Genomic DNA, 21,614 nt, shown 5'->3' with positions numbered 1-21,614 from the left:
GGTGGGTATGGAGCAATGGTCGACATCGTCGTGGGAGAGGGTGGCGGATCCTCGGGGCTCGGGTCGCGTCCTGGGCATGGGCGGTTCGTCCATCAGCCGATCCGGCCGCGGGAGCGGTGGGTCCGTGCGTCCCGCGTGCCAGAATGGACGCCCCGCCGCCCCGCCGCCCCGCCGCCCCGCCGCCCCGCCGCCCCGCCGCCCCGCGATCCCGCCCCCGAGGTTCCCGTGACCAAGCCCGTCCCCCGTGCGCCGCAGCGCCGCAACGCGCGGTCCAACCGGGCGCGCATCCTGGCCACGGCCCGCCGGGAGCTGGGGCGCGATCCGGACACCACCCTGGAGGAGCTGGCCCGCGCCGCCGGTGTCGTACGGCGGACCGTCTTCGGGCACTTCCCGGGCCGCGCGGCGCTCCTTGAGGCCCTCGCCGAGGAGGCGTCCGAGGCGCTGCGGAGCGCGATGGCCGCCGGGGCCGAGCGGGTCGGGCCGGCCGAACCGGCCGAGCGCGCGCTCGCGCACTTCGTGCTGCTGATATGGCCCGTGGGCGACCGCTACCGGATGCTCCTGGCGCTCGCCCGGCACGATCTGGGTGTCGAGCGCGTGGCCGAGATCCTCGCCCCGGCCCGCGCCGAGGTCACCGCCATCCTGGAGCGCGGACAACGGGACGGCACCTTCCCCGCGCATCTGCCGCCCCCCGTGCTGAGCGCCGGACTCGAGGCGATGACGGTCGCGCTGCTGGAGCAGGTCAACACCGGGGCGCTGGAGGACGACGGCACCCGGGCCGCCGTCGCCACGCTCGTCGCGGCGGGCGTGCCGGAGCGGCGCGCCCGGGACGTGGTCGAGGGCGTCGGTCCGACGGCGGCAGCGGAGTTCGTGCCGGGGGAGTGAATCACCGGCCGCGCCCGCGCGCGGCGGTCGCTCCCGCCTGACGCCCTGCGTCGCCGCGCGGGCCCCGCAGACCGCGTACCACTTCCGTCGCGGCGTCGCCGCCCACCCCCGCGACGACCAGCGCGGCCACGGCGGCGCCCGTGCCGTCGTCCTCCCAGGTACCGGAACGCGCGCAGCCCAGGAGTGCCAGCAGGTGTGCCTCCAGGGCCGCCCCGAGTACGCCCGCCGGAACGACGGTGTGGAAGACGCCCGTTCGTTGTCCGCGGACGATGATCCCGGTGACCGTGTCGCGGGCCGGGTCGAGGATCGCGCCCACCGGATCGGGGGCGAGCCCCCGGCGGCGGGCGAGGGCGATGAGCGTGCCGTAGCGGTCGCCGACCGGCCAGAGGGCGAGGACGAAACGGGCCAGCGCCCTCGCGGGGGCATCGGCCGGGTCCGGCGTGTCCGGGCCGGTGAGCGCGTGCCTCACCGCTTCCGCGGCCTCTCCGACCAGCCCTTCGACCAGTGCGTCGCGGCCGGTGAAGTGGCCGTAGAGGGTGCGGCGTGCGACGCCGGCCGCCGCGGCGATCTCCGTGAGGCTGCTGTCGGGGTCGCGGCCCAGGCGGTGCTCGGCCGCGCGCAGGATGCGGGCGCGTGTGGTGGTCACGTCGGTACCTCGATCCGAAGGGACGGCGTGGTCGTGGACCCCCGGTCCAGCATATTTGCACGTCAGTGTGCAACAAACTACTCTGACGCCAGTCTGCACATCGATGGGCAATTAACTAGCCCTCGCTTACCGGGAGCCCCCATGCCCCTCCTAGCCACCACACCCGTCGACAAGATGAACGGCCCCTACGCACGGCGCTGGTGGGCCCTCGTCGTGCTGTGTCTGAGCCTGCTGATCGTCGTCATGGCCAACACGTCCCTGATCGTGGCCGCGCCGGACATGACGAGTGACCTGGGTCTGAGCAGCAGCGACCTCCAGTGGGTCATCGACGGGTACACCGTCCCGTACGCCGCGCTGATGCTGGTGCTCGGTTCGATCGGCGACAAGTACAGCCGCCGTGGCGCCCTGATCGCCGGCCTGCTCGTCTTCGCGGGCGGTTCGGTGATGGGCAGCCTGGTCGACGAGACCGGGCTGGTCATCGCGGCTCGGGCGATCATGGGGGTGGGAGCCGCCGTCGTCATGCCGGCCACGCTGTCCCTGCTGGTCGCGGTCTTCCCGAAGGGGGAGCGGGCCCGCGCGATCACGGCCTGGACCGCCACCTCCGGCCTCGCCATCGCGGTCGGCCCACTGGTCGCCGGCTGGCTCCTGGAGGACCACGCCTGGGGCTCGACCTTCCTCGTCAACGTCCCCATCGCGGCCCTCGCGGTCCTCGGCGCGCTGCTTCTCGTACCGCCGTCCAAGGCGGACGGCATGGGCCGCATCGACTACGTGGGCGGCCTGCTCTCCATCGTCTCCGTCGGCAGCCTGGTCTACGCGACCATCGAGGGACCGCACTTCGGCTGGGGTGCCGGTCCGGTGACCGCGGCCGTCGTCGCCGGTGCCGGCCTGGTGGCCTTCGTGGCCTGGGAGTTGCGTCACCCGCAGCCGATGCTGGACGTGCGCAGGTTCCTGCTGCGGCCCTTCAGCGGTTCGATGCTGGCGGTGCTGTTCTTCTTCTTCGGTACCTACGGCGCCATCTACTACGCCACGCAGTTCCTTCAGTTCGTGCTCGGCTTCGGCGCGCTGGAGACCGGCGTACGGCTGCTGCCGCTGGCCGGGGCCGTGTTCGTCGGCGCCGCGGTGACCGGGCGGCTGACGCCGAAGCTGGGCGTGAAGGCCATGGTCGGGTCCGGCATGGCGATCGGCACCGCCGGTGTCTTCCTGCTGGTCCTGATCGACCAGGGCTCCGTCTACGCCGACTTCCTGGCCCCGATGCTGCTGCTCGGCCTCGCCATCGGCCTCAGCGTCTCCCCGGCCACCGACACCATCATGGGTTCCTTCCCGGAGAGCGAACTGGGCGTCGGCGGCGGTGCCAACGACACCGCGCTGGAACTCGGCGGCTCGCTGGGCATCGCCGTCCTGGGCTCCCTGCTCGGCACCGCGTACCGGGACGAGTTGGGCGACCTGGTGGGCGGCAGGCTGCCGGCCGCCGCGCTGGACACCGCCCAGGACTCCGTGGGCGGCGGGCTCGCCGTCGCCGAGCGGCTCGCGACGGACCCCGCCGCCGGTCCCCAGCAGGCACAGGCCCTGACCGACGCCGTGCACCAGGCCTTCGCCCACGGTGTCGCGACGACCAGCCTCGTCGGCGGCATCATCATGGCCGTCGGCACCCTGATCGTCCTCGCCGTCCTGCCCGGCCACCGCACCCGCGACGGGCACGCGCCCGAGAAGAACCCGACGGAAGCGCGGGCGGTGGAGTACAGCGACTCGACGAACTGAGCCGCCCGCTTGCCGCCTCCAGAGGCCGGGGCCGTCCCCGCCGCCTGGGCGGCCCCCGGCCTCCGCGCGGGCCGCTTGGTTCGTCCGATCCGCCCCGGCCGTCCGGGCCGAGTGGATCGCCCGAACCGCCTGGCCACCCTTGCCGGTTGGGTCGCCCGGCCGTCCGAGCCGGTTGGAGCGCCCGAACCCCTTGCCCACCCCCGCCGGTTGGGCCGTCCGCCTCGCCGTCCGCGACGACCCCGCCCCGTCCGCCCGGCCCAGGCAACGCAAGTCTCCGCGTCCCCCGACCCGTACGTCCCGTCCCGCCCAAGGCCACCGCCCCGTCAGTCGCCCAGGGCCGCCAGTTCCTCTGCCGTGCGTGGGTCCGGTGTTGAGTCGGGCAGGAGTCCTCGTGCGCGTAGGAGTCCGGCCGCCGCGATGCCCCAGGGCAGTCGCAGTCCGGCCTGTCGTAGGAGGTCCGTGCGGGCCAGGGTCGGGGCCGTGGGGCCGGTGTGTACGCCCTCCGGGGTGAGCAGGGCGGCGTCGTCGGACCAGCGCAGGGCGAGGTCGACGTCGTGGGTGGCCATCACCACCGTGGTGCCGCCCGACCGGAGCCGGTCCAGGGTGGCGAGCAGCCGTTCCTGGCCGTCCGGGTCGAGCCCGGCGGTCGGCTCGTCGAGGATCAGTACCCGGGGCCGCATCGCGACGGCACCGGCGATCGCGGCCCGCTTGCGCTGCCCGTACGACAGCAGATGGGTGGGCCGGTCGGCCAGCGCGGCGATGTTCAGCGCGCCGAGCGCCTCCTCGACCCGGGACCGGACCTCCGTGTCGGGCAGGCCCAGGTTCAGCGGCCCGAAGGACACGTCCTGCCCCACCGACGCCGCGAAGAGCTGGTCGTCGGGGTCCTGCACGACCAGTTGCACGGTGGTCCGCAGCCGGGTCAGCCCTTTGCGGTCGTACCTCACCGGCGCCCCGTCGACCGTCAACGTCCCCGCGCCCGGCCTCAGTCCGCCGCTCAGCAGCCGCATCAGCGTGGTCTTGCCACTGCCGTTGCGGCCCAGCAGCGCGAGCGCGCGCCCCTCGCGCACCTCGAAGTCCAGCCCGACCAGCACGTCCGGTCCCTCCTCGTACCCGAAGGACACGCCCCGCAGGGCGACCAGGACGGGTGCCGTCGCCTCCGTCGCCCCGGTCGTCTCGCTCACGACAGCGGCCCTTCCAGTACGAGGGTGAGGGCGGCCAGCGCCGCCAGCAGTGCGCCGCTCGCCGCCGTGAAGGGCACCGAGACGCGCGCCTCGGGCACCAGGACGCGCAGGGTGCCGTCGTAGCCGCGCCCGGCGAGCCCGGACTGGAGCCGCGCCGCCCGGTCGAAGGCCCGCACGAACGCCGTCGCGCCGAGACCGCCCAGCGAACGCCAGGCGGCGGCCCGGGTGGTGTGCCCCAGCCGCGCGGCCTGCGCCTCACGGACCCGGCGCACGGAGTCCAGCAGCAGGAAGCTCATGCGATACGTCACCAGCGCCACGTCGACCACCGGCGCCGGTACCCCGGCCCGCACCAGGCGGGGCAGCAGGTCGGACATCGGAGTGGTGAACGCGAACAGCAGTACCCCGAGCGAGGCCGCCGACGTACGCAGCAGCAGCTCACCGGCGCGCACCGGCCCGCCGTCCGCCGCCGTCAGGAACCCGTCCGGGCCCCCGACCTGCACCAGCAGCGGCAGCGCCCCGGTCACGCAGAAACCCAGCGGCACCCGGTACGCCCGCCACAGCCGGCGCCCCGGCACGCCCGCCGGGCCGAGCAGCACGGCGAGGGCCGTCACCAGCACCAGCGCCGCGCCCGGCCACGGCGGCAGCGAGATCGCCAGCACGGTCAGGCCCAGCCCGAGCACGGCCTTGTCCACGGGATGCCGGCGGCGCCAGCGACTGCTGTGCGCCGCCGCGTCGATCGGCAGCACTCAGTCCCCTCCGGGGGCGTCCCGCAGCGCCGTCGCCGCCCGTTCCTCGCCCTGCCGCCGGCCCCGGCGCAGCCCGAAGTAGTACGCCAGTACGCCCGCGCCGAGCGCGGCCTGGAGGGCGAACAGCGCCGACTCGACCTCCCCGGACGGGGGTTCGTACAGTGGCGAGAACCACGGCTCGTAGTCCGGTTCGATCTCGGTGATCGCCGTCTCCGCCTCGGCGTCGGAACCGGTGAAGGGCTCTTCCTTGTGGTCGCCGAGCCCCAGCACCAGCGGCAGTACCGCGAGCGCGGCCACGGCGAGCAGCAGCAGGGCGTTGATCTTCGTGTTGCGGTTCATCGGGCCACCGCCTCCTGCTCGCCGGGCCCGGTCGGTCCAGGCTGCGCCCCGTCGGCCGTGCCGGACTTGCCGTGCTTGGTCAACAGGACGCCCAGCCGGGTCAGTTCACCCTTGCTGGACTGCACAAGCAGCCGCATCACGATCACCGTGAGCAGGCCCTCGCTCACCGCGAGCGGGATCTGCGTGACGGCGAAGATGGACCCGAACTTGCCGAGCGCGCCCCAGAATCCGCTGCTCGGGTCCGGGAAGGCCAGCGCCAACTGCACGCTGGTGACGCAGTAGGTGGACAGATCGGCGACGAACGCCCCGAAGAACACCGCGACCATCAGCGGCACGTCGTAGCGGCGCAGCAGCCGGTAGAGCGCGTATCCGGCCCAGGGGCCGACGATCGCCATCGAGAAGACGTTGGCGCCGAGCGTGGTCAGCCCGCCGTGCGCGAGCAGCAGCGCCTGGAAGAGGAGGGTGATCGTGCCCAGCACGGCCATGATCGGCGGGCGGAAGAGGATGGCACCCAGACCTGTGCCGGTGGGATGGGAGCAACTCCCGGTGACCGACGGCAGTTTCAGGGCCGACAGAACGAACGTGAAGGCCCCGGAGGCGCCGAGGAGCAGGGTGCTCTCCGGGTGTTCCCGGACCTCACGGGTGAGTGACCGTACTCCGTGGACGACGAACGGCGCGGACGCGACACCCCAGGCGATCGCGTGCGCCGGTGGCAGAAAGCCCTCGGCTATGTGCATGGCTCAGCAGACCCTCTCCAGCACCTCGTGGATGGACGACGCGCCTTGGCCGGTCTCCTGGCTGACGGGTACCACCGCCCGTGCTCCGCCTTCCCGGGTCACAAGGACCCAGTGGCTGCCCGTGAGGGCCGGAGCCGGACTTCCCGATTCACAGTGGCGAGGGCCGCACCGGCATCACACCGGATTTCCCGTTCACCAAGGCGTGGTGACAGTAGTGCTCCCACGGGGGTGGTGACAAGCGGGCCTTCGGTCCGGCGGACGTGGCACCGGGCCGGTCGGCGGGCCCCAGAACTGCGGAAACCGCTGCCGCCGCTGCTCCGCCGCCCGGCCCCGCCGAGAGGCTCGCCGAACCGCCGGATGCCGTCGGGACCGCCGTCACCGGATGCCGTCGGGACCGCCGTCACCGGATGCCGTCGGGACCGCCGTCATTCGCGCCGGTCCTGTTCCATCCGCCGGACCACCATGTCGCGCACCCGCCGGGTCAGCGCGGTCGCGGCGGCGGTGAGGAACACGAAGGTGTAGAGGATCTGCAGGACGGTGACGATCCGGGCCACCTGGCCCCGCGGGGTGATGTCCCCGTAGCCGACCGTGGCGAGCGTGACCACGGTGAAGTACAGGGCGTCGACGCGGGTGCGCAGGCCGCTGAACTCGCCCGGCTGCTTGGCGAGGGCGTAGTAGGTGGCCGCGAAGACGTGCACGGACAGGACCATCAGGAGCGGGATGAACACCCCTGGCCGGGTCCCCGGGCGCTCGACGAGGACATCGCGGACCTCGCGCAGCAGCAGCGCGGCCACGACGATCAGCGCCAGCGCGAACAGCAGCCAGCTCAGCACGGGGCGCCCCGGGCCCAGATGGTCGAGGGGGAGCAGGAAGTAGACCACGGCCATGACCACCGAGGCGCAGGCCCACTCGAACCAGGGCCGCGCCATCCCCCAGGGGGTACGCGTCCTGGCACGTCCGGCGGAGTCCCGGCGCCCCCTCACAGCGCCCCCCGCGGCTCGGGGTCCGGCCGGCGTACGAGCTGGGTGACGACGAAGGCGACGACCGACGCGGTGACGATCAGCGGCATCTGGTCGTAGGCGTCTTCGCCCATGAGCAGCACCGCGAGCACCGCGCTGGACAGTGGCAGCCCCGTCACCGAGGCCGCCGCCGCGGAGATGCCGAGGGCAAGGGCCGGGGTCGCGCCGAAGCCGGGCAGCCCGGAGCAGGCCATGGCCGTCGCAGCGCCCAGCAGCACGGCCGGGAAGATCGGGCCGCCGCGCAGAGCGCCCAGCGCGATGCCCCAGGCCAGCGTCTTGCAGAGGACCAGGGCGACCAGTGCGCCGACCGGCCGGGCATGGGGGTGCGCGGCGAGCTGGGCGAGGGCGGCCTGGCCCGACAGTGCCGCCTCGGCCGGGGAACGGCCGGTGATCAGCGCGTACGCGGCGAGGCAGACCCCGACCGCCGTGGCACAGACGACGGTGCGTACGGCCGTGCGGTGCCGCGTCCACGCGGCGGTGCGGTGCCCCAGCGCGCGGGTCGACGTGATCAGTACGGCGATCAGTGCCGCCGTGGGCACGCCCCACAGGAAGTCCCCGGCGTCCGGGGCGGCGACCGGCGGTACGTCGGGCAGGGCGAGGGCGCCGATCTTCAGGCCGGTCCACTGTCCGAAGCCGGTGAAGACCAGGGCGCCCGCGGCGCTGGCCAGCAGACACGGCAGCAGCAGGACGACCAGCCGGGAGCCCGCGAGGCCGGCCCCCTCGATGAGCAGTACGGCCGCGACCACCGGACCGCCGAGAATGGTGGAGATCGCGGCGGTGGAACCGGCCGTGGCCAGGACCGCGCTCGCCCTCGGGTCCCCGGCCGCGCCCGCCCGCCGCACCGCCAGCAGGGCGAGGCCGCTGCCGACGGCCATCAGGGGAGCCTCGGGCCCCAGCACCACGCCGAGCGGCAGTGTGGCCAGCGCGGCCAGGACGGTGCCGGGCAGCGCACGGGGGCCGACGGGCGCGCCGCCCAGACCGTCCACCGGGAGATGGCCGCCGGCGCCGGGCATCCGGGTCACGATCGGCGCCAGGACCAGCCCGGCCAGCACCAGTGCGGGCAGCGGCCACCACCAGGGCGGGGCGTCGTACCCGGCCGCCCGGGGCAACAACGTCCACACCCAGTGCTGGAGCTGGTGCTGGAGGCCGACGAAGAAGAAACAGGCCAGCGCGATCGGAACGCCCAGCAGCACGCACAGCAGCAACAGCCGCCGGTAGCCGGGGCCGAGCAGGGTGTCCCGCAAGGACTGCTCGGCCCGGTCCGGCGGCGCGTTCGCCGGTGCCGGACGAGCGGTCACGGGCCCTCCTTCGTCCACCGCGTCCCTCGGCGCCTGGACCGACGGCCGGTCGCGCGAGTTCGCATACGCGGATCAGTAAACGCGAGTTGGGGAAGGCACGCATGCGCGCGGCGCCGTACCGGGGGACGGGCGGGAAGCCGTGCGCCGCCGCCGCTCCGGCAGCCCCGCCGGGCAGGCACCGTGCGGCGGGGCTGCCGGACCCGTTCACCCGTTCGGCGGGCCCGCGTCGCCGGGCGGTACCGGGGCCCGCAGGCTCGGAGTGTCCTGTCGGCGCATCCGGATGCCGGTGGGCGCAAGGCCGTACGGGGAAACGAGAAAGGACTCCGCTCATGAGTCAGCAAGCCGCACCTTCTCCCGGCAGGCCCTCCCGCGGTTCCGACGGGCCGTTGCCGGCGGGGCCGGGGGACCGCCACAGCGGCTGGGTGACCGGCGGTGTCGTCTTCGCCGGGGTACTGCTGCTGCTGAACGGTGCCCTCACCGTCCTCCAGGGCATCGCGGCCATCGCCGACGACGACGTGTACGCCGACATCGGCAGCTACGTCTACCAGATGAGCCTCACCGGCTGGGGGATCGTCCATGTGATCCTCGGCGCCCTCGTGTTCGCCACCGGGTACGGCCTGCTCAGGGACATGGCCTGGGCGCGCCTCGCGGGCATCGTGCTGGCCTCGCTCAGCCTCGTCGCCCAGTTCCTCTTCCTGCCGTACCTGCCCGTCTGGTCCGTGATCATGATGGCGATCGACGTGTTCGTCATCTGGGCCCTGGCCAGCCGTCAGGACCAGTCGGCCCGCACCTGAGTGACGACGGCCGGCCCCGCGCCCGGGGTCTGCGGGCGGGCTCCAGTACCCGTACCGACGCCCACCCGGTGTGCGAGTGGAAACGGTTGGCGGACTCGAAGGCCCGCTCCGCGAAGAGCGGCACCCCGCACGGCGGCCTTCGGCAGCGGGGGCGTGCGGGCGGGCGCGGTGGTGGGTCCGGTGCCGCCGAGCGCGCCTGCGTACGACCCCTGAGCCCGCGCGGGCGATTACCGGACACGGAGCGTCGCCAACCGTGTCGGTGTTGGGCCGAACGGGTGACTTGGCGTAAGAATTGGCTGGTGCAGGCAATGAAGGCGAGTGAAATCGGGGGAGCCGGTGAACAGCCACGACGTCACCGATGAACAGTGGGAAGGGCTCGCCCAGGTCGTTCCGTTGCGCGGGCGCGACGCCTGGCCGTCGTCGGTCGGCCACCGGACGGTGCCGGAGGCGGAGACGGAGGCACGCCGCCGTTTCGTCGTCCTGAGAGTCAATGTGTTCGCGGACGCCCGCGAGGTCGCCGAGACCCTGATGGCGGGCATTCCGGTCCTCCTGGACCTGACCAGCGCCGAGGGCGAGGTCGCCAAGCGGGTGCTGGACTTCAGTACGGGCGTCGTCTTCGGGCTGGCCAACGGCATGCACCGGGTGGACCGCAACGTCTTCCTGCTGACGCCGGCCGGGACCGAGGTCAACGGGCTGATGGAGGGCGCCGTGGGGGTTCCCGGGGTGTGACGGACGGGATGGGCGGTACGGGCGGGGTGCGGGCGGAACACCGGGTTCCGCCCGCACCCCGCCCGTGGCCCCGCGGGAGTGACGGGCGGGGCCGTCCTGACGGTCACGTCCCCCGATCGTAGGAACGTCGTCAGGGCGTAACGGTTCACCAGAATGCGGACTTCTACGGTCCGCGTATGGCCCCGTCCCCTGCGTCAACCGCGTCAACGGAGTCCGCCGCCCCCACTCCGCCCCACCCGGACCGCCCCCGCGTCACGGAGCTGCGGCTGTCCGCCTTCGCCGGGCATCGGGGCGCGCTGCTGCGGCTCGGGCCGCTCACCGTGCTCGCCGGGCCCAGCGGCAGCGGCAAGACCAGCGCGCTCAGGGCGTACGACGCCCTGGCCCGGCTCGGGGGCGGCGCCGAACTCGGCGCGGTGTTCCCCGACCCGGTCGCGTGCGTGCCCGAACGGGCCCGGCCCGACGCCCAGCAGCGCCGCGGCTTCCGCATCGGCTGTACGGCCGACGGGTCCGAGGGCCCGGTGCACCTGGATGTCGCCGTGCAGGCGGAGCCCGAACTGCGCGTCGTGGGGGAGCGGTTGACGGCGGACGGGGTCGTGCTGCTGGAGACGGCACTGCGCGATCCCGGCCGCCGTGCGGTGCAGGCGGCCTGGCACACGGCCGGGTCGGCGCCCGTGACCCGCGCTCCGCTGCCGGACGACCGGCTCGGCACGCCCTTGCTGCCGCTGCGGGTGGCCGGCAAGACGGACGGGCAGCGCAGGGTGCTGGCCGCGGCCGAGCAGATGGTGGTCGCCCTGCGCTCCGTCTTCGCCTGCGACCCGCGGCCCGGCCGGATGCGGGACCCTGTGCCCACCGGTTCCGGCCATCTGCTCGGCGGCTGCGACAACCTCGCCGACGTGCTGCGGCGCACCCGTGCCGAATGCGGCCGGCGGCACGCGCAGTTCGTCGCCGCGGTACGCACCGGATGCGCGGGCCCGGTCGCGGACGTGCTGGCCGAGTCGGCCGTCGGCGGAGTGGTCCGCGCGCTGCTGGACCGGGGCGACGGCGTCCGCACCGGCCTCGCGCGCCTCGGCTACGGCGAACTGCGCTATCTCGCCCTCGCGCTGGTGCTGTTCGCGGGAACCGGTGTGCTGGAGGCCGACCCGGCCGGAGAGGTGCCCGCCGCGTCGCAGACCCTCACCGTCCTCGCCGACGGCTTCGACCGGGGCCTGGACCTGCGACAGCGCGCCGAACTGCTCCGGCTGGCGGCCCGGATGTGCGAGCGCGGGCACGTCCGCCTCGTCGGGGCGGTCGCCGACGCCTCGTGGGCGGCCGGGGTGCACGGCGTCACGGTGGTACACCTGGACCCGTGACCGATCATTCCCAGGACCTCGTGACGTTGCAGCGCAGGCTGGCCGAGTTCGCGGCCGCACGGCACTGGCAGCCGTACCACACGCCCAAGAACCTCGTCGCCGCGCTGAGCGTGGAGACCGCCGAACTCGTCGAGATCTTCCAGTGGTTGACGCCCGAGCAGTCCGAACGCGTCATGACCGACCCGGACGCCGCGCACCGGGTCCTGGACGAGGTCGCCGATGTCCTGGCGTATCTGCTCCAGTTCTGCGAGGTCCTCGGTGTCGACCCGCTCGCGGCACTGGAGGCGAAGATCGAGCGGAACGAGACCAGGTTCCCCGTGCCGGGGGAACCGGAAGGCCGAGCCTAGAGGAGCGGTGAACTCCGGTATCACTCTCCGCAGTTATAAACAGGCCAGAATCCAATATCGTGTCCGAAGATTTCCGCCTTCCTCTGGCTTTTCGTCCCACACACCTTCACTCTGGGTAGTGAGCAACGGAGTTCGGGCGGACGCGCCGCGGTGCGCGTCGGACACAGACGGGGGCAGCGCATGGACGCTGTGCGGCTCATCGTGACGAGTGGACGCGCTCTGGCGGCCGGCGGCGAGGTGCCGGAGGTCCTGACGGAGGTGTGGCAGGTGCAGGCCTTGGCGCAGGCGATCGGCAGCCGGCTGGCGGTCCACGGACCACCCGAACTGCGCGGTGAGGCCGTCGGCCTGGCCGAGCTGGCGGGCCGCGGTTGCGGAGTGCTCCCCACCCCGGAACTGGCCCCGGGCGACCTGCGCGCCGCCCGGCTCACCGAGCTGGGCGACGCACGCCAGGCCCTGATGCGCCTCGGCACCCTGCTCGGCGAGACCGGCATAGCCCTGGTGGCCGTCGCCTGCGCCGCGGCCGACGAGGCCACGTACTGGCAGTGCGTGGAGGCCATCGACGCGGCCGACGAGTCACGGGACCGGGTCCTGGAGATGCTGCGCAAACTCGCCGACCGGGACGCGGAGACACCGGACCGGGGCACGGCGATGCCGCAGCGGGAGGCGGGCTAGCCCGGCTCACCGCGGCCGATGCGCCGGTCCCGGGGGAGCCTGTCCGGCGCGCCCGCGCCGAGCGGGCAGGATGGGGGTATGGATCTCCGCATCTTCACCGAGCCCCAGCAGGGGGCCACCTATGACACCTTGCTCACCGTGGCCAAGGCCACCGAGGACCTCGGCTTCGACGCCTTCTTCCGCAGCGACCACTATCTGCGCATGGGCTCCGCAGACGGCCTCCCCGGCCCCACCGACGCCTGGATCACCCTGGCCGGCCTCGCCCGCGAGACCAGCCGCATCCGCCTCGGCACCCTCATGACCGCCGGCACCTTCCGGCTGCCCGGCGTACTCGCCATCCAGGTCGCGCAGGTCGACCGGATGTCGGGCGGCCGGATCGAGCTGGGCCTGGGCGCCGGCTGGTTCGAGGAGGAGCACAAGGCGTACGGCATCCCCTTCCCCAAGGAGAAGTTCGCCCGCCTGGAGGAGCAACTGGCGATCGTCACCGGCCTGTGGGCCACCGAGACCGGCAAGACCTTCGACTTCCACGGGAAGTTCTACGACCTCACCGAGTCGCCCGCGCTGCCCAAGCCCGCGCAGGCCAAGGTGCCGGTGCTCATCGGCGGCCACGGCGCCACCCGCACCCCGCGCCTCGCCGCCCGGTACGCCGACGAGTTCAACATCCCGTTCGCCTCGATCGAGGACACCGAGCGCCAGTTCGGCCGGGTACGGGCCGCCGCCGAGGAGGCCGGCCGCGGAGCCGACGCCCTCACCTACTCCAACGCCCTCGTCGTCTGCGTCGGCAGGGACGACGCCGAGGTCGCCCGCCGGGCCGCCGTGATCGGCCGCGAGGTCGAGGAGCTGAAGGCCAACGGACTGGCGGGCTCCCCGGCCGAGGTCGTCGACAAGATCGGCCGCTACGCCGCGGTCGGCTCGGAGCGCGTCTACCTCCAGATCCTCGACCTCGACGACCTGGACCACCTGGAGCTGATCTCCGCCGAGGTCCAGTCCCAGCTCTCGTAACGCCCCGACCCGGCCCGCAGAAACAACCGAGGCCACCGGTCACCCACCCTGCCGGAGCCCCCGGGGAACGCTTGAGTTCTAGTGGTCGTTGCAACACCCCAGCTCAGGGGATGCAATGGACTTCGAGATCCGGGAGAACCGGAGGCCCGGAGGCGGGCGAAGGATGACCCGCGAGCGGGCCGCATACTTCCAGCTCATGGAGCAGGGGTACAGCACGCGGGAAGCCGCCCGGATAGTTGGTATCAACCTGCGCACCGGCAAGCGGTGGCGCAACGGCTGGCACTCACCGCCAGGCGGCCGGAAGGCAGTTCCTCCGATCTACCCGGTCCCGGGGCAGGTCCAGGCAGCGGGCTCGGAGGAACTGCCTCCCGCGCCGTCGCGGTATCTCCAGGAGCGCGACCGCATCCACATCGCCGACCGGCTGCGCGAGAAGGCGTCCGTCCGGCAGATCGCCGCCGAGCTGGGCCGCAGCCCCTCCACCATCAGCCGCGAGATACGCCGCAACCGGCGGCCCATGCCCAAGGGCGGCTTCACCTACCAGCCCTTCCACGCCCACCGCCGGGCCGAATGTCGCCGCCCCCGGCCCAAGGTGGGCAAGATCGGCCAGAACCCCGAACTGCGCGACTTCATCCAGGAACATCTGGCGATGCGCTGGAGCCCCGAGCAGATCTGCCACGCTCTGCGGGCACGCTTCCCCGACCGGCCGGAGACGCACGTGACCCACGAGACGATCTACCAGGCGCTCTACGTCCAAGGCCGCGGAGAGCTCCGCCGGGAACTGACCCGCTCGCTACGGACCGGCCGCGCCATGCGCCGCCCGCACCGCCACGCCTACAAGCGCCAGCCGGGCCCCATCAAGAACATGGTCATGATCAGCCAGCGGCCCGCCGAGGCGGCCGACCGAGCCGTCCCGGGCCACTGGGAGGGCGACCTGATCATCGGCAAGAACGGCAAGTCGGCGATCGGCACCCTGGTCGAACGCTCCACCCGCTACCTGATGCTCGTCCACCTGCCCACCGGTCACAGCTCCATGGCCACCCGCAACGCGCTCGCAGCGAGCATCGAGTCCCTCCCGCGCCACCTCTGGCGGTCCCTGACCTGGGATCAGGGCTCCGAGATGACCGCGCACCGGTCCTTCAGCGTCGCCACGGGCATCCCGGTCTTCTTCTGCGATCCGGCCAGTCCCTGGCAGCGCGGCTCCAACGAGAACACGAACGGGCTGCTGCGGCAGTACTTCCCCAAGGGCACCGATCTGGCCGCACACACCGCCCAGGACCTCGCGGCCGTCGCCGCCGAACTGAACAGCCGGCCACGCAAAACGCTCGGCTGGGAAACCCCAGCCGAGCGTCTCGCTAGGCTCCTGGCCACAGCCAGTTGATCACTGTGTTGCAACGACCCCTGGAATTCGCCACGCCCCTGGGGGCTCCCGCACGCACGGCACCCGCGCTGCCTGAAGTCGTGACCGGGCCACCCTCCGCCGCCTCTTCGAGGCTTTCAAACACACGGCCTGGCGGCTGGAGGCCCGACGCGGCTGCGCCTCGGACCGCGAGGGGCGCGCCACCGGTACGCCCTCGGTCCGGAGGCCCAGGACCGCCTGGCCGGCGGAGCGCCCCCGTGGCGTGCGCGAGGCGGTGTTCGGGGTGCCGGCACTGGAGTCGGAGCCGGCCCGGGGCTCACGGGTCCGCGTGAGCGGGGGTGAACAGGCGTCCCAATGGTCAGGATGGGTACATGGGATTCCACGTCGACTCCGAAGCCGGGCGGCTCACCCGCGTCATCCTGCACCGGCCGGATCTGGAGCTCAAAAGGCTCACCCCCAGCAACAAGGACGCCCTTCTCTTCGACGACGTGCTCTGGGTGCGCCGGGCGCGCGCCGAGCACGACGGGTTCGCCGATGTGCTCCGCGACCGCGGGGTCGCCGTGCACCTCTTCGGGGACCTGCTCACCGAGGCCCTGGACGTCCCGGCGGCCCGGCGGCTCGTCCTGGACCGGGTCTTCGACGAGAAGGAGTACGGAGTGCTGGCCACGGACCATCTCAGGGCCGCCTTCGAGACCCTCCCCGCGGACCTGCTCGCCGAGGCCCTGGTCGGCGGCATGACCAAACGGGAGTTCCTGGAGGCGCACCCGGAGCCGACCTCCGTGCGCTTCCACGCGATGGAACTGGACGACTTCCTGCTCGGGCCGCTGCCCAACCACCTCTTCACCCGGGACACCTCGGCCTGGATCTACGACGGCGTCTCCATCAACGCCATGCGCTGGCCGGCCAGGCAGCGCGAGACGGTCCACTTCGAGGCGATCTACCGGCACCATCCGCTCTTCCGCGACGAGACGTTCCGCCTGTGGTCCGAGGGCCAGGCCGACTACCCCTCCACCATCGAGGGCGGCGACGTACTCGTCATCGGCAACGGCGCCGTGCTCATCGGCATGAGCGAGCGCACCACGCCCCAGGCCGTCGAGATGCTCGCCCACAAGCTGTTCGCGGCGGGCTCCGCGCGCACCATCGTGGCCCTCGACATGCCCAAGCGGCGGGCCTTCATGCACCTCGACACCGTGATGACGATGGTCGACGGCGACACCTTCACCCAGTACGCCGGGCTCGGCATGCTCCGCTCCTACACCATCGAGCCGGGAGCGGGCGAGAAGGATCTGAAGGTCACCGACCATCCGCCGGAGCACATGCACCGCGCGATCGCCGCCGCCCTCGGCCTCGGCGAGATCCGGGTGCTGACCGCGACTCAGGACGTGCACGCCGCCGAACGCGAGCAGTGGGACGACGGCTGCAACGTCCTGGCCGTCGAGCCGGGTGTCGTCGTCGCCTACGAACGGAACGCCACCACCAACACCCATCTGCGCAAGCAGGGCATCGAGGTGATCGAGATCCCGGGCAGCGAGCTGGGCCGGGGCCGGGGCGGGCCGCGCTGCATGAGCTGCCCGGTGGAACGGGGGCCTGTATAGAAATTCGGAAGGTCGTATAGACTTCCAGAAGTCCCTTCGTTCCCGCCCCTGCACCTCTGGAGCGCCCCTCATGGCGACAGTCCCGACCGCCCTCGCCGGCCGCCACTTCCTCAAGGAGCTGGACCTCACCGCGGACGAGTTCCGCGGCCTGGTCGAGCTGGCCGCGGAGCTGAAGGCCGCCAAGAGGGCCGGGACCGAGACACGGTATCTGCGGGGCAGGAACATCGCGCTGATCTTCGAGAAGACCTCGACGCGCACCCGCTGCGCGTTCGAGGTCGCGGCCGCGGACCAGGGCGCCTCGACGACGTACCTGGACCCGGCCGGCTCGCAGATCGGCCACAAGGAGTCCGTGAAGGACACCGCGCGCGTGCTGGGCCGGATGTACGACGGCATCCAGTACCGGGGCGACAGCCAGCGCAAGGTCGAGGAGATGGCGGCCTACGCGGGCGTGCCCGTCTACAACGGCCTGACCGACGACTGGCACCCCACCCAGATGCTCGCGGACGTGCTCACCATGACTGAGCACTGCCCCCGGCCCCCGCACGAGATCACCTTCGCCTACCTCGGCGACGCCCGCTTCAACATGGGCAACTCCTACCTGGTCACCGGCGCCCTGCTCGGCATGGATGTACGCATCGTCGCCCCGAAGGCGTACTGGCCCGCCCAGGAGGTCGTCGACCGGGCGAGGGCGCTCGCCGAGTCCAGCGGGGCCCGTGTCACGCTCACCGAGACCGTGGACGAGGGCGTGCGCGGCGCCGACTTCGTCGTCACCGACGTCTGGGTCTCCATGGGCGAGCCCAAGGAGGTCTGGGCCGAGCGGATCAACGCGCTCGCGCCGTACGCGGTGACCATGGACGTCCTGCGCGCCACGGGCAACCCGGACGTACGGTTCCTGCACTGCCTGCCCGCCTTCCACGACCTGGGCACCAAGGTGGGCCAGGAGGTCTTCGAGGCCCACGGCCTGGACTCCCTGGAGGTCACGGACGAGGTCTTCGAGTCCGCGCACTCCGTCGTCTTCGACGAGGCGGAGAACCGGCTGCACACCATCAAGGCGGTCCTGGTCGCCACGCTGGCCTGACCCGACCGGCGGCTCCGGAGTCCCCCCTGCGAGCCCCCTCAGCGCCGACGGCGCTGGGCGGGCACCGTGGGGAGCCTGAACCAGACCGCCTTGCCGGTCCCGGTGGGCCGGTGGCCGCAGGACGAGCTGAGGGCGCGGATCAGCAGCAGACCCCGCCCGTATTCCTGCCAGGGGTCGGGCGGCTCCACATCGGGGCGGGTGAGGTCGGCGGGCGGCTCCGGGTCCGGGTCGTGGACCTCGACCTGGCAGCCGGTCGGCATCAGCTCCACCACCAGCTCGATCGGCGACTCGCCGGAGGTGTGCTCGACGGCGTTGGCGACGAGTTCCGCCGTGAGCAGTTCCGCGGTGTCGCCGTCGGCCGTGTACTCCAGCTCGGCCAGCGCCGCACGGACCAGGGCACGGGCCACCGGCACGGCCGCGGCGGAGTGCGGCAGCGCGATGCGCCAGGAGGCGGGGGCGTGAGGATGATCATGCACGGCTGGTCCGTTTCGTGGAGCAGGGTGTGTCCTGTCCTGCTTTCAACCATAGGAATGGTACGGCCCGCCCGGCAGAGCCGTTCGACGGGCACCGCGCGGGACCTTCGACCCCGCCGCCGACCCGCCCGCGACGGTCACGCCATCGCGCACTCGTGACGACAGTCACAGACGAGTGATAACTTCGAGTGGCATCCCGACGTACCGGGACACCGCGCCCGGTGAGGCCGCGCCCGCCACAGGAGGCCGCCCGCCATGAGTCCCTTCACCGGCTCCGCCACCCCCACCCCCGACTGGCGGCACCTGCGCGTCGATCTCACCGACGGCGTCGCCACCGTCACCCTCGCCCGCCCCGACAAGCTCAACGCGCTGACCTTCGAGGCCTACGCCGACCTGCGCGACCTGCTCGCGGAGCTGTCCCGGGAGCGGTCCGTACGGGCCCTGGTCCTGGCGGGCGAGGGGCGCGGCTTCTGCTCGGGCGGCGACGTCGACGAGATCATCGGCGCGACCCTGTCCATGGACACCGCCCGGCTGCTGGACTTCAACCGGATGACCGGACAGGTGGTGCGGGCCGTGCGGGAGTGCCCGTTCCCGGTGGTCGCCGCGGTGCACGGGGTGGCCGCGGGCGCGGGCGCGGTCCTCGCCCTGGCCGCCGACTTCCGCGTCGCCGAACCGTCCGCCCGCTTCGCCTTCCTCTTCACCCGCGTCGGCCTGTCCGGCGGCGACATGGGCGCCGCCTATCTGCTGCCCCGCGTCGTAGGCCTCGGCCACGCGACCCGGCTGCTGATGCTCGGCGAACCGGTGCGGGCGCCCGAGGCCGAGCGGATCGGCCTGATCAGCGAGCTGACCGACGAGGGCCGCGCCGACGAGGCCGCCCGGTCCCTCGCCCGCCGTCTCGCCGACGGCCCGGCCCTCGCGTACGCCCAGACCAAGGCCCTGCTCACGGCGGAGCTGGACATGCCCCTGGCGGCGGCGGTGGAACTGGACGCCGCGACCCAGGCCCTGCTGATGACCGGCGAGGACTACGCGGAATTCCACGCGGCCTTCACCGAGAAGCGCCCGCCGAAGTGGCGGGGGAGGTAGGCGGTGCGCCCGTCCCGGGCAAGCGCGGCCGGCCCAGGGGCGCGGGCGGCCACGACGCACTCGCGGCCGCCCGCCGCGACAGGCCGCCCCCTGCGCGTGGCGGTCGTCGGCGCGGGCCCCGGCGGTCTCTACGCCGCCGCCCTCCTCAAACGCCTCGCCCCCGACCGCGAGGTCATCGTCTTCGAACGCAACGCCCCCGACGACACCTTCGGCTTCGGCGTCGTCCTCTCCGACGAGACCCTCGGCGGCATCGAAGACGCCGACCCGGCCGTCTACGAGGCCCTGGAACGGGACTTCGTCCGCTGGGACGACATCGACATCGTCCACCGCGGCAGCCGCCACACCTCCGGAGGACACCGCTTCGCCGCCCTGGGCCGCCGGCGTCTCCTGGAGATCCTGCACGACCGCTGCCGCGACCTCGGGGTGGAGCTGCGCTTCCGGGCCGAGGCCCCGCCCCCGGACCTGCTCGCGCGGACGTACGACCTCGTCGTCGCCGCCGACGGCGTGCACAGCGCCACCCGCGAGAGCCACCGCGAAGTCTTCCGGCCCCGCCTCACCGGCCACCGCTGCCGTTACATCTGGCTGGCCGCCGACTTCGCCTTCGAGGCCTTCCGCTTCGAGATCGCCGAGACCGGCCGCGGCGTGATGCAGCTGCACGGCTACCCCTACGCGCCCGACGCGTCGACCGTCATCGTCGAGATGCGCGAGGAGGTCTGGCGGGCGGCCGGCTTCGACGAGCTGGACGAGACCGAGTCCGCCGCCCGCTGCGCCGAGGTCTTCGCCGACGCCCTCGGCGGCCGGCCGCTGCGCTCCAACAGGTCGGCGTGGACCACCTTCCGCACGGTCGTCAACGAACGCTGGTCGCACGGCAACGTCGTCCTGATCGGCGACGCCGCCCACACCGCCCACTTCTCCATCGGCTCCGGTACCAAACTCGCCGTGGAGGACGCCCTCGCGCTCGCCGCCCACCTGGGCGGGCAGCCCACCGTCCAAGCGGCGCTGACCGCGTACGAGCGGGAGCGGCGCCCCGTCGTCGCCTCCACCCAGCGGGCGGCCCGCGCCAGCCTGGAGTGGTTCGAGGACCTGTCCCGGTACCTCGACCAGCCGCCGCGCCAGTTCGCCTTCAACCTGCTCACCCGCAGCCGCCGCGTCACCCACGGGAACCTGCGGCTGCGCGACGCCCGTTTCACCGACTCCGTCGAGCGCGAGTTCGGCTGCCCGCCCGGCACGCCCCCGATGTTCACCCCGTTCCGGCTGCGCGGACTGACCCTGCGCAACCGCGTCGTCGTCTCCCCGACGGACATGTACCGCGCCACCGACGGCGTCCCCGGCGACTTCCACCTGGTCCACCTGGGCGCCAGGGCCCTGGGCGGCGCCGGGCTGGTGATGACCGAGATGGTGTGCGTCGGCGCCGAGGGCCGCATCACCCCCGGCTGCGCGGGCCTCTACACCGGCCGGCAGGGCGAGGCATGGCGCCGGATCACGGACTTCGTGCACGCCGAGGCGCCCGGCACGGCGATCGGCGTGCAGCTCGGGCACAGCGGGCGCAAGGGCTCGACCCGGCTGATGTGGGAGGGCATGGACGAACCGCTGCCCGACGGCAACTGGCCCCTCGTGGCCGCCTCCCCCCTGCCGTACCGGCCGGACGGGCAGATTCCGCGCGAGCTGTCCCGGGCCGGGCTGACCGGCGTACGGGAGCAGTTCACGGCAGCCGCCGCGCGGGCCGCCGAGGCCGGTTTCGACCTGCTCGAACTGCACTGCGCGCACGGCTATCTGCTCTCCGGCTTCCTGTCCCCGCTCACCAACCGGCGCACCGACGCCTACGGCGGCCCACTGGAGAACCGGCTCCGCTTCCCGCTGGAGGTCTTCGACGCCGTACGTTCCGTGTGGCCGCGGGAACGGCCCATGACGGTGCGCGTCTCCGCCACCGACTGGGCCGACGGCGGCACGAGCGGTGAGGAGGCCGTCGACATCGCCCGCGCCTTCGCGGCGCACGGCGCCGACGCCGTCGACGTGTCCACGGGGCAGGTCGTGGCCGACGAGCGGCCCGAGTTCGGACGGTCGTACCAGACGCCGTACGCGGACCGCGTCCGGCACGAGGCGGGTGTCCCGGTGATCGCCGTCGGCGCGATCTCCTCCTGGGACAACGTCAACTCACTGATCCTGGCCGGACGCGCCGACCTGTGCGCCCTCGCCCGCCCGCACCTCTACGACCCGCACTGGACGCTGCACGCGGCGGCCGAGCAGGGCTACGACGGGCCGGGCGCCCGCTGGCCCGCGCCGTACCGGGCGGGCAGCCGCCCCCCGCGCACCGGCCGCACCGACGCCCCCGCGCCGCGGCTCGCGCCGCACGGCGGTCGCCGGGAAGGGTAGTCCCGCCCCGGCCGCACGGCCCCGGCCCAACTCGCCGCCGTCCTCCCGCCGTAGTCCGGCACGGCCGGAGAGCGCCGAGGGTTCCCCCGCCGCCGGGAACGAATGTGCCCCCGACCGTGACGAGGTCCACGGAGTGGCCCGGTTTGTCCGACACAC

The 21,614-nt window shown here is 73.2% G+C and carries 21 protein-coding genes and 1 riboswitch; of the genes, 13 read left to right on the top strand and 8 right to left on the bottom strand.

The genetic code is table 11. The annotated features are described in order from the left end of the window. Positions 1-225 precede the first annotated feature (225 nt). On the top strand, positions 226-882 hold the full coding sequence (locus AC4IHM_RS07065; protein WP_490866235.1) for a TetR/AcrR family transcriptional regulator: 657 nt from the start codon (positions 226-228) through the stop codon (positions 880-882). A 1-nt stretch (position 883) separates the two neighbouring features. Here the strand turns inward: AC4IHM_RS07065 and AC4IHM_RS07060 are convergent, their stop codons facing one another. Further along, positions 884-1,528 carry a TetR/AcrR family transcriptional regulator gene (locus AC4IHM_RS07060; RefSeq protein ID WP_490866234.1) on the bottom strand — a complete coding sequence of 215 codons (645 nt, stop codon included), beginning with the start codon at positions 1,526-1,528 and terminating at the stop codon, positions 884-886. Between the two features lie 141 nt (positions 1,529-1,669). Between AC4IHM_RS07060 and AC4IHM_RS07055 the strand changes: the two genes are divergently transcribed. Continuing rightward, positions 1,670-3,286: an MFS transporter gene (locus AC4IHM_RS07055; RefSeq protein WP_490866233.1), complete on the top strand. Its 1,617-nt coding sequence runs from the start codon at positions 1,670-1,672 to the stop codon at positions 3,284-3,286. Positions 3,287-3,609: 323 nt separating this feature from the next. On the opposite strand, the gene AC4IHM_RS07050 is transcribed toward AC4IHM_RS07055, so the two are convergent. The 6 genes from AC4IHM_RS07050 to AC4IHM_RS07025 all read right to left on the bottom strand — a co-directional run bounded on the left by AC4IHM_RS07050 (position 3,610) and on the right by AC4IHM_RS07025 (position 8,606). Further along, on the bottom strand, positions 3,610-4,467 hold the full coding sequence (locus tag AC4IHM_RS07050; RefSeq protein WP_490866232.1) for an energy-coupling factor ABC transporter ATP-binding protein: 858 nt from the start codon (positions 4,465-4,467) through the stop codon (positions 3,610-3,612). Then, positions 4,464-5,213, bottom strand: a complete 750-nt coding sequence (gene cbiQ / locus AC4IHM_RS07045; protein WP_490866231.1) for a cobalt ECF transporter T component CbiQ — start codon at positions 5,211-5,213, stop codon at positions 4,464-4,466. The genes AC4IHM_RS07050 and cbiQ overlap by 4 nt, the downstream gene beginning before the upstream one ends. Then, a complete protein-coding gene (locus AC4IHM_RS07040) occupies positions 5,214-5,552 on the bottom strand; it encodes an energy-coupling factor ABC transporter substrate-binding protein (protein WP_490866230.1) in 339 nt (112 codons plus the stop codon). Beyond that, positions 5,549-6,289 carry an energy-coupling factor ABC transporter permease gene (locus AC4IHM_RS07035; protein WP_490866229.1) on the bottom strand — a complete coding sequence of 247 codons (741 nt, stop codon included), beginning with the start codon at positions 6,287-6,289 and terminating at the stop codon, positions 5,549-5,551. Before AC4IHM_RS07035 ends, AC4IHM_RS07040 begins: the two co-directional genes overlap by 4 nt. A 30-nt stretch (positions 6,290-6,319) precedes the next feature. Then, positions 6,320-6,504: riboswitch (cobalamin riboswitch) on the bottom strand. Positions 6,505-6,714: 210 nt separating this feature from the next. Further along, complete coding sequence (locus tag AC4IHM_RS07030) at positions 6,715-7,218, bottom strand: potassium channel family protein (protein ID WP_490866228.1); 504 nt, start codon at positions 7,216-7,218, stop codon at positions 6,715-6,717. A 50-nt stretch (positions 7,219-7,268) separates the two neighbouring features. Further along, a complete protein-coding gene (locus tag AC4IHM_RS07025; RefSeq protein ID WP_490866227.1) occupies positions 7,269-8,606 on the bottom strand; it encodes a chloride channel protein in 1,338 nt (445 codons plus the stop codon). A gap of 329 nt (positions 8,607-8,935) precedes the next feature. On the opposite strand from AC4IHM_RS07025, the gene AC4IHM_RS07020 reads away from it, so the two are divergent. The 9 genes from AC4IHM_RS07020 to argF all read left to right on the top strand — a co-directional run bounded on the left by AC4IHM_RS07020 (position 8,936) and on the right by argF (position 17,529). Beyond that, the gene (locus AC4IHM_RS07020; protein WP_490866226.1) at positions 8,936-9,400 is read left to right on the top strand and encodes a DUF7144 family membrane protein; all 465 of its coding nucleotides are present in this window, start codon (positions 8,936-8,938) and stop codon (positions 9,398-9,400) included. Between the two features lie 336 nt (positions 9,401-9,736). Continuing rightward, positions 9,737-10,129 (top strand): cell division protein SepF, encoded by a 393-nt coding sequence (locus AC4IHM_RS07015; RefSeq protein ID WP_490866225.1) that lies wholly within the window; start codon positions 9,737-9,739, stop codon positions 10,127-10,129. A gap of 176 nt (positions 10,130-10,305) precedes the next feature. Continuing rightward, positions 10,306-11,478: an AAA family ATPase gene (locus AC4IHM_RS07010; protein ID WP_490866224.1), complete on the top strand. Its 1,173-nt coding sequence runs from the start codon at positions 10,306-10,308 to the stop codon at positions 11,476-11,478. Next, positions 11,475-11,825, top strand: a complete 351-nt coding sequence (locus tag AC4IHM_RS07005; protein ID WP_490866223.1) for a nucleotide pyrophosphohydrolase — start codon at positions 11,475-11,477, stop codon at positions 11,823-11,825. Before AC4IHM_RS07010 ends, AC4IHM_RS07005 begins: the two co-directional genes overlap by 4 nt. Before the next feature lie 180 nt (positions 11,826-12,005). Then, entirely contained in the window at positions 12,006-12,497 is a 492-nt protein-coding gene (locus tag AC4IHM_RS07000; RefSeq protein WP_490866222.1) for a DUF6099 family protein, read from the top strand. Between the two features lie 78 nt (positions 12,498-12,575). Then, positions 12,576-13,499: an LLM class F420-dependent oxidoreductase gene (locus tag AC4IHM_RS06995; protein WP_490866221.1), complete on the top strand. Its 924-nt coding sequence runs from the start codon at positions 12,576-12,578 to the stop codon at positions 13,497-13,499. A 163-nt stretch (positions 13,500-13,662) separates the two neighbouring features. Further along, positions 13,663-14,877: an IS30 family transposase gene (locus AC4IHM_RS06990; RefSeq protein ID WP_490865804.1), complete on the top strand. Its 1,215-nt coding sequence runs from the start codon at positions 13,663-13,665 to the stop codon at positions 14,875-14,877. A gap of 350 nt (positions 14,878-15,227) precedes the next feature. After that, a complete protein-coding gene (locus AC4IHM_RS06985; protein ID WP_490866220.1) occupies positions 15,228-16,451 on the top strand; it encodes an arginine deiminase in 1,224 nt (407 codons plus the stop codon). Positions 16,452-16,521: 70 nt separating this feature from the next. Next, entirely contained in the window at positions 16,522-17,529 is a 1,008-nt protein-coding gene (argF, locus tag AC4IHM_RS06980; RefSeq protein WP_490866219.1) for an ornithine carbamoyltransferase, read from the top strand. Between the two features lie 38 nt (positions 17,530-17,567). Here argF and AC4IHM_RS06975 read toward each other — a convergent pair whose 3' ends face one another. Beyond that, positions 17,568-18,005 carry an ATP-binding protein gene (locus AC4IHM_RS06975; RefSeq protein WP_490866218.1) on the bottom strand — a complete coding sequence of 146 codons (438 nt, stop codon included), beginning with the start codon at positions 18,003-18,005 and terminating at the stop codon, positions 17,568-17,570. Positions 18,006-18,257: 252 nt separating this feature from the next. Between AC4IHM_RS06975 and AC4IHM_RS06970 the strand changes: the two genes are divergently transcribed. Both AC4IHM_RS06970 and AC4IHM_RS06965 read left to right on the top strand, forming a co-directional pair. After that, a complete protein-coding gene (locus AC4IHM_RS06970) occupies positions 18,258-19,085 on the top strand; it encodes an enoyl-CoA hydratase family protein (protein WP_490866217.1) in 828 nt (275 codons plus the stop codon). A 3-nt stretch (positions 19,086-19,088) separates the two neighbouring features. Then, entirely contained in the window at positions 19,089-21,458 is a 2,370-nt protein-coding gene (locus tag AC4IHM_RS06965) for a bifunctional salicylyl-CoA 5-hydroxylase/oxidoreductase (RefSeq protein WP_490866216.1), read from the top strand. Positions 21,459-21,614 lie beyond the last annotated feature (156 nt).

The organism is Streptomyces sp. SL06 (assembly GCF_058244745.1).
The sequence above is the reverse complement of the archived record's forward strand: the minus strand, read 5'-3'. Positions and strand labels throughout refer to the sequence as shown.

Excerpts from the sequence above, each read along its gene's own strand:
- AC4IHM_RS07055 (WP_490866233.1), top strand. The coding sequence starts at position 1,670 with ATGCCCCTCCTAGCCACCACACCCGTCGACAAGATGAACGGCCCCTAC.
- AC4IHM_RS07040 (WP_490866230.1), bottom strand. The coding sequence starts at position 5,552 with ATGAACCGCAACACGAAGATCAACGCCCTGCTGCTGCTCGCCGTGGCC.
- AC4IHM_RS07035 (WP_490866229.1), bottom strand. The coding sequence starts at position 6,289 with ATGCACATAGCCGAGGGCTTTCTGCCACCGGCGCACGCGATCGCCTGG.
- AC4IHM_RS07030 (WP_490866228.1), bottom strand. The coding sequence starts at position 7,218 with ATGGCGCGGCCCTGGTTCGAGTGGGCCTGCGCCTCGGTGGTCATGGCC.
- AC4IHM_RS07020 (WP_490866226.1), top strand. The coding sequence starts at position 8,936 with ATGAGTCAGCAAGCCGCACCTTCTCCCGGCAGGCCCTCCCGCGGTTCC.
- AC4IHM_RS07010 (WP_490866224.1), top strand. The coding sequence starts at position 10,306 with ATGGCCCCGTCCCCTGCGTCAACCGCGTCAACGGAGTCCGCCGCCCCC.
- AC4IHM_RS07000 (WP_490866222.1), top strand. The coding sequence starts at position 12,006 with ATGGACGCTGTGCGGCTCATCGTGACGAGTGGACGCGCTCTGGCGGCC.
- AC4IHM_RS06995 (WP_490866221.1), top strand. The coding sequence starts at position 12,576 with ATGGATCTCCGCATCTTCACCGAGCCCCAGCAGGGGGCCACCTATGAC.
- AC4IHM_RS06990 (WP_490865804.1), top strand. The coding sequence starts at position 13,663 with ATGACCCGCGAGCGGGCCGCATACTTCCAGCTCATGGAGCAGGGGTAC.
- AC4IHM_RS06985 (WP_490866220.1), top strand. The coding sequence starts at position 15,228 with ATGGGATTCCACGTCGACTCCGAAGCCGGGCGGCTCACCCGCGTCATC.
- argF (WP_490866219.1), top strand. The coding sequence starts at position 16,522 with ATGGCGACAGTCCCGACCGCCCTCGCCGGCCGCCACTTCCTCAAGGAG.
- AC4IHM_RS06970 (WP_490866217.1), top strand. The coding sequence starts at position 18,258 with ATGAGTCCCTTCACCGGCTCCGCCACCCCCACCCCCGACTGGCGGCAC.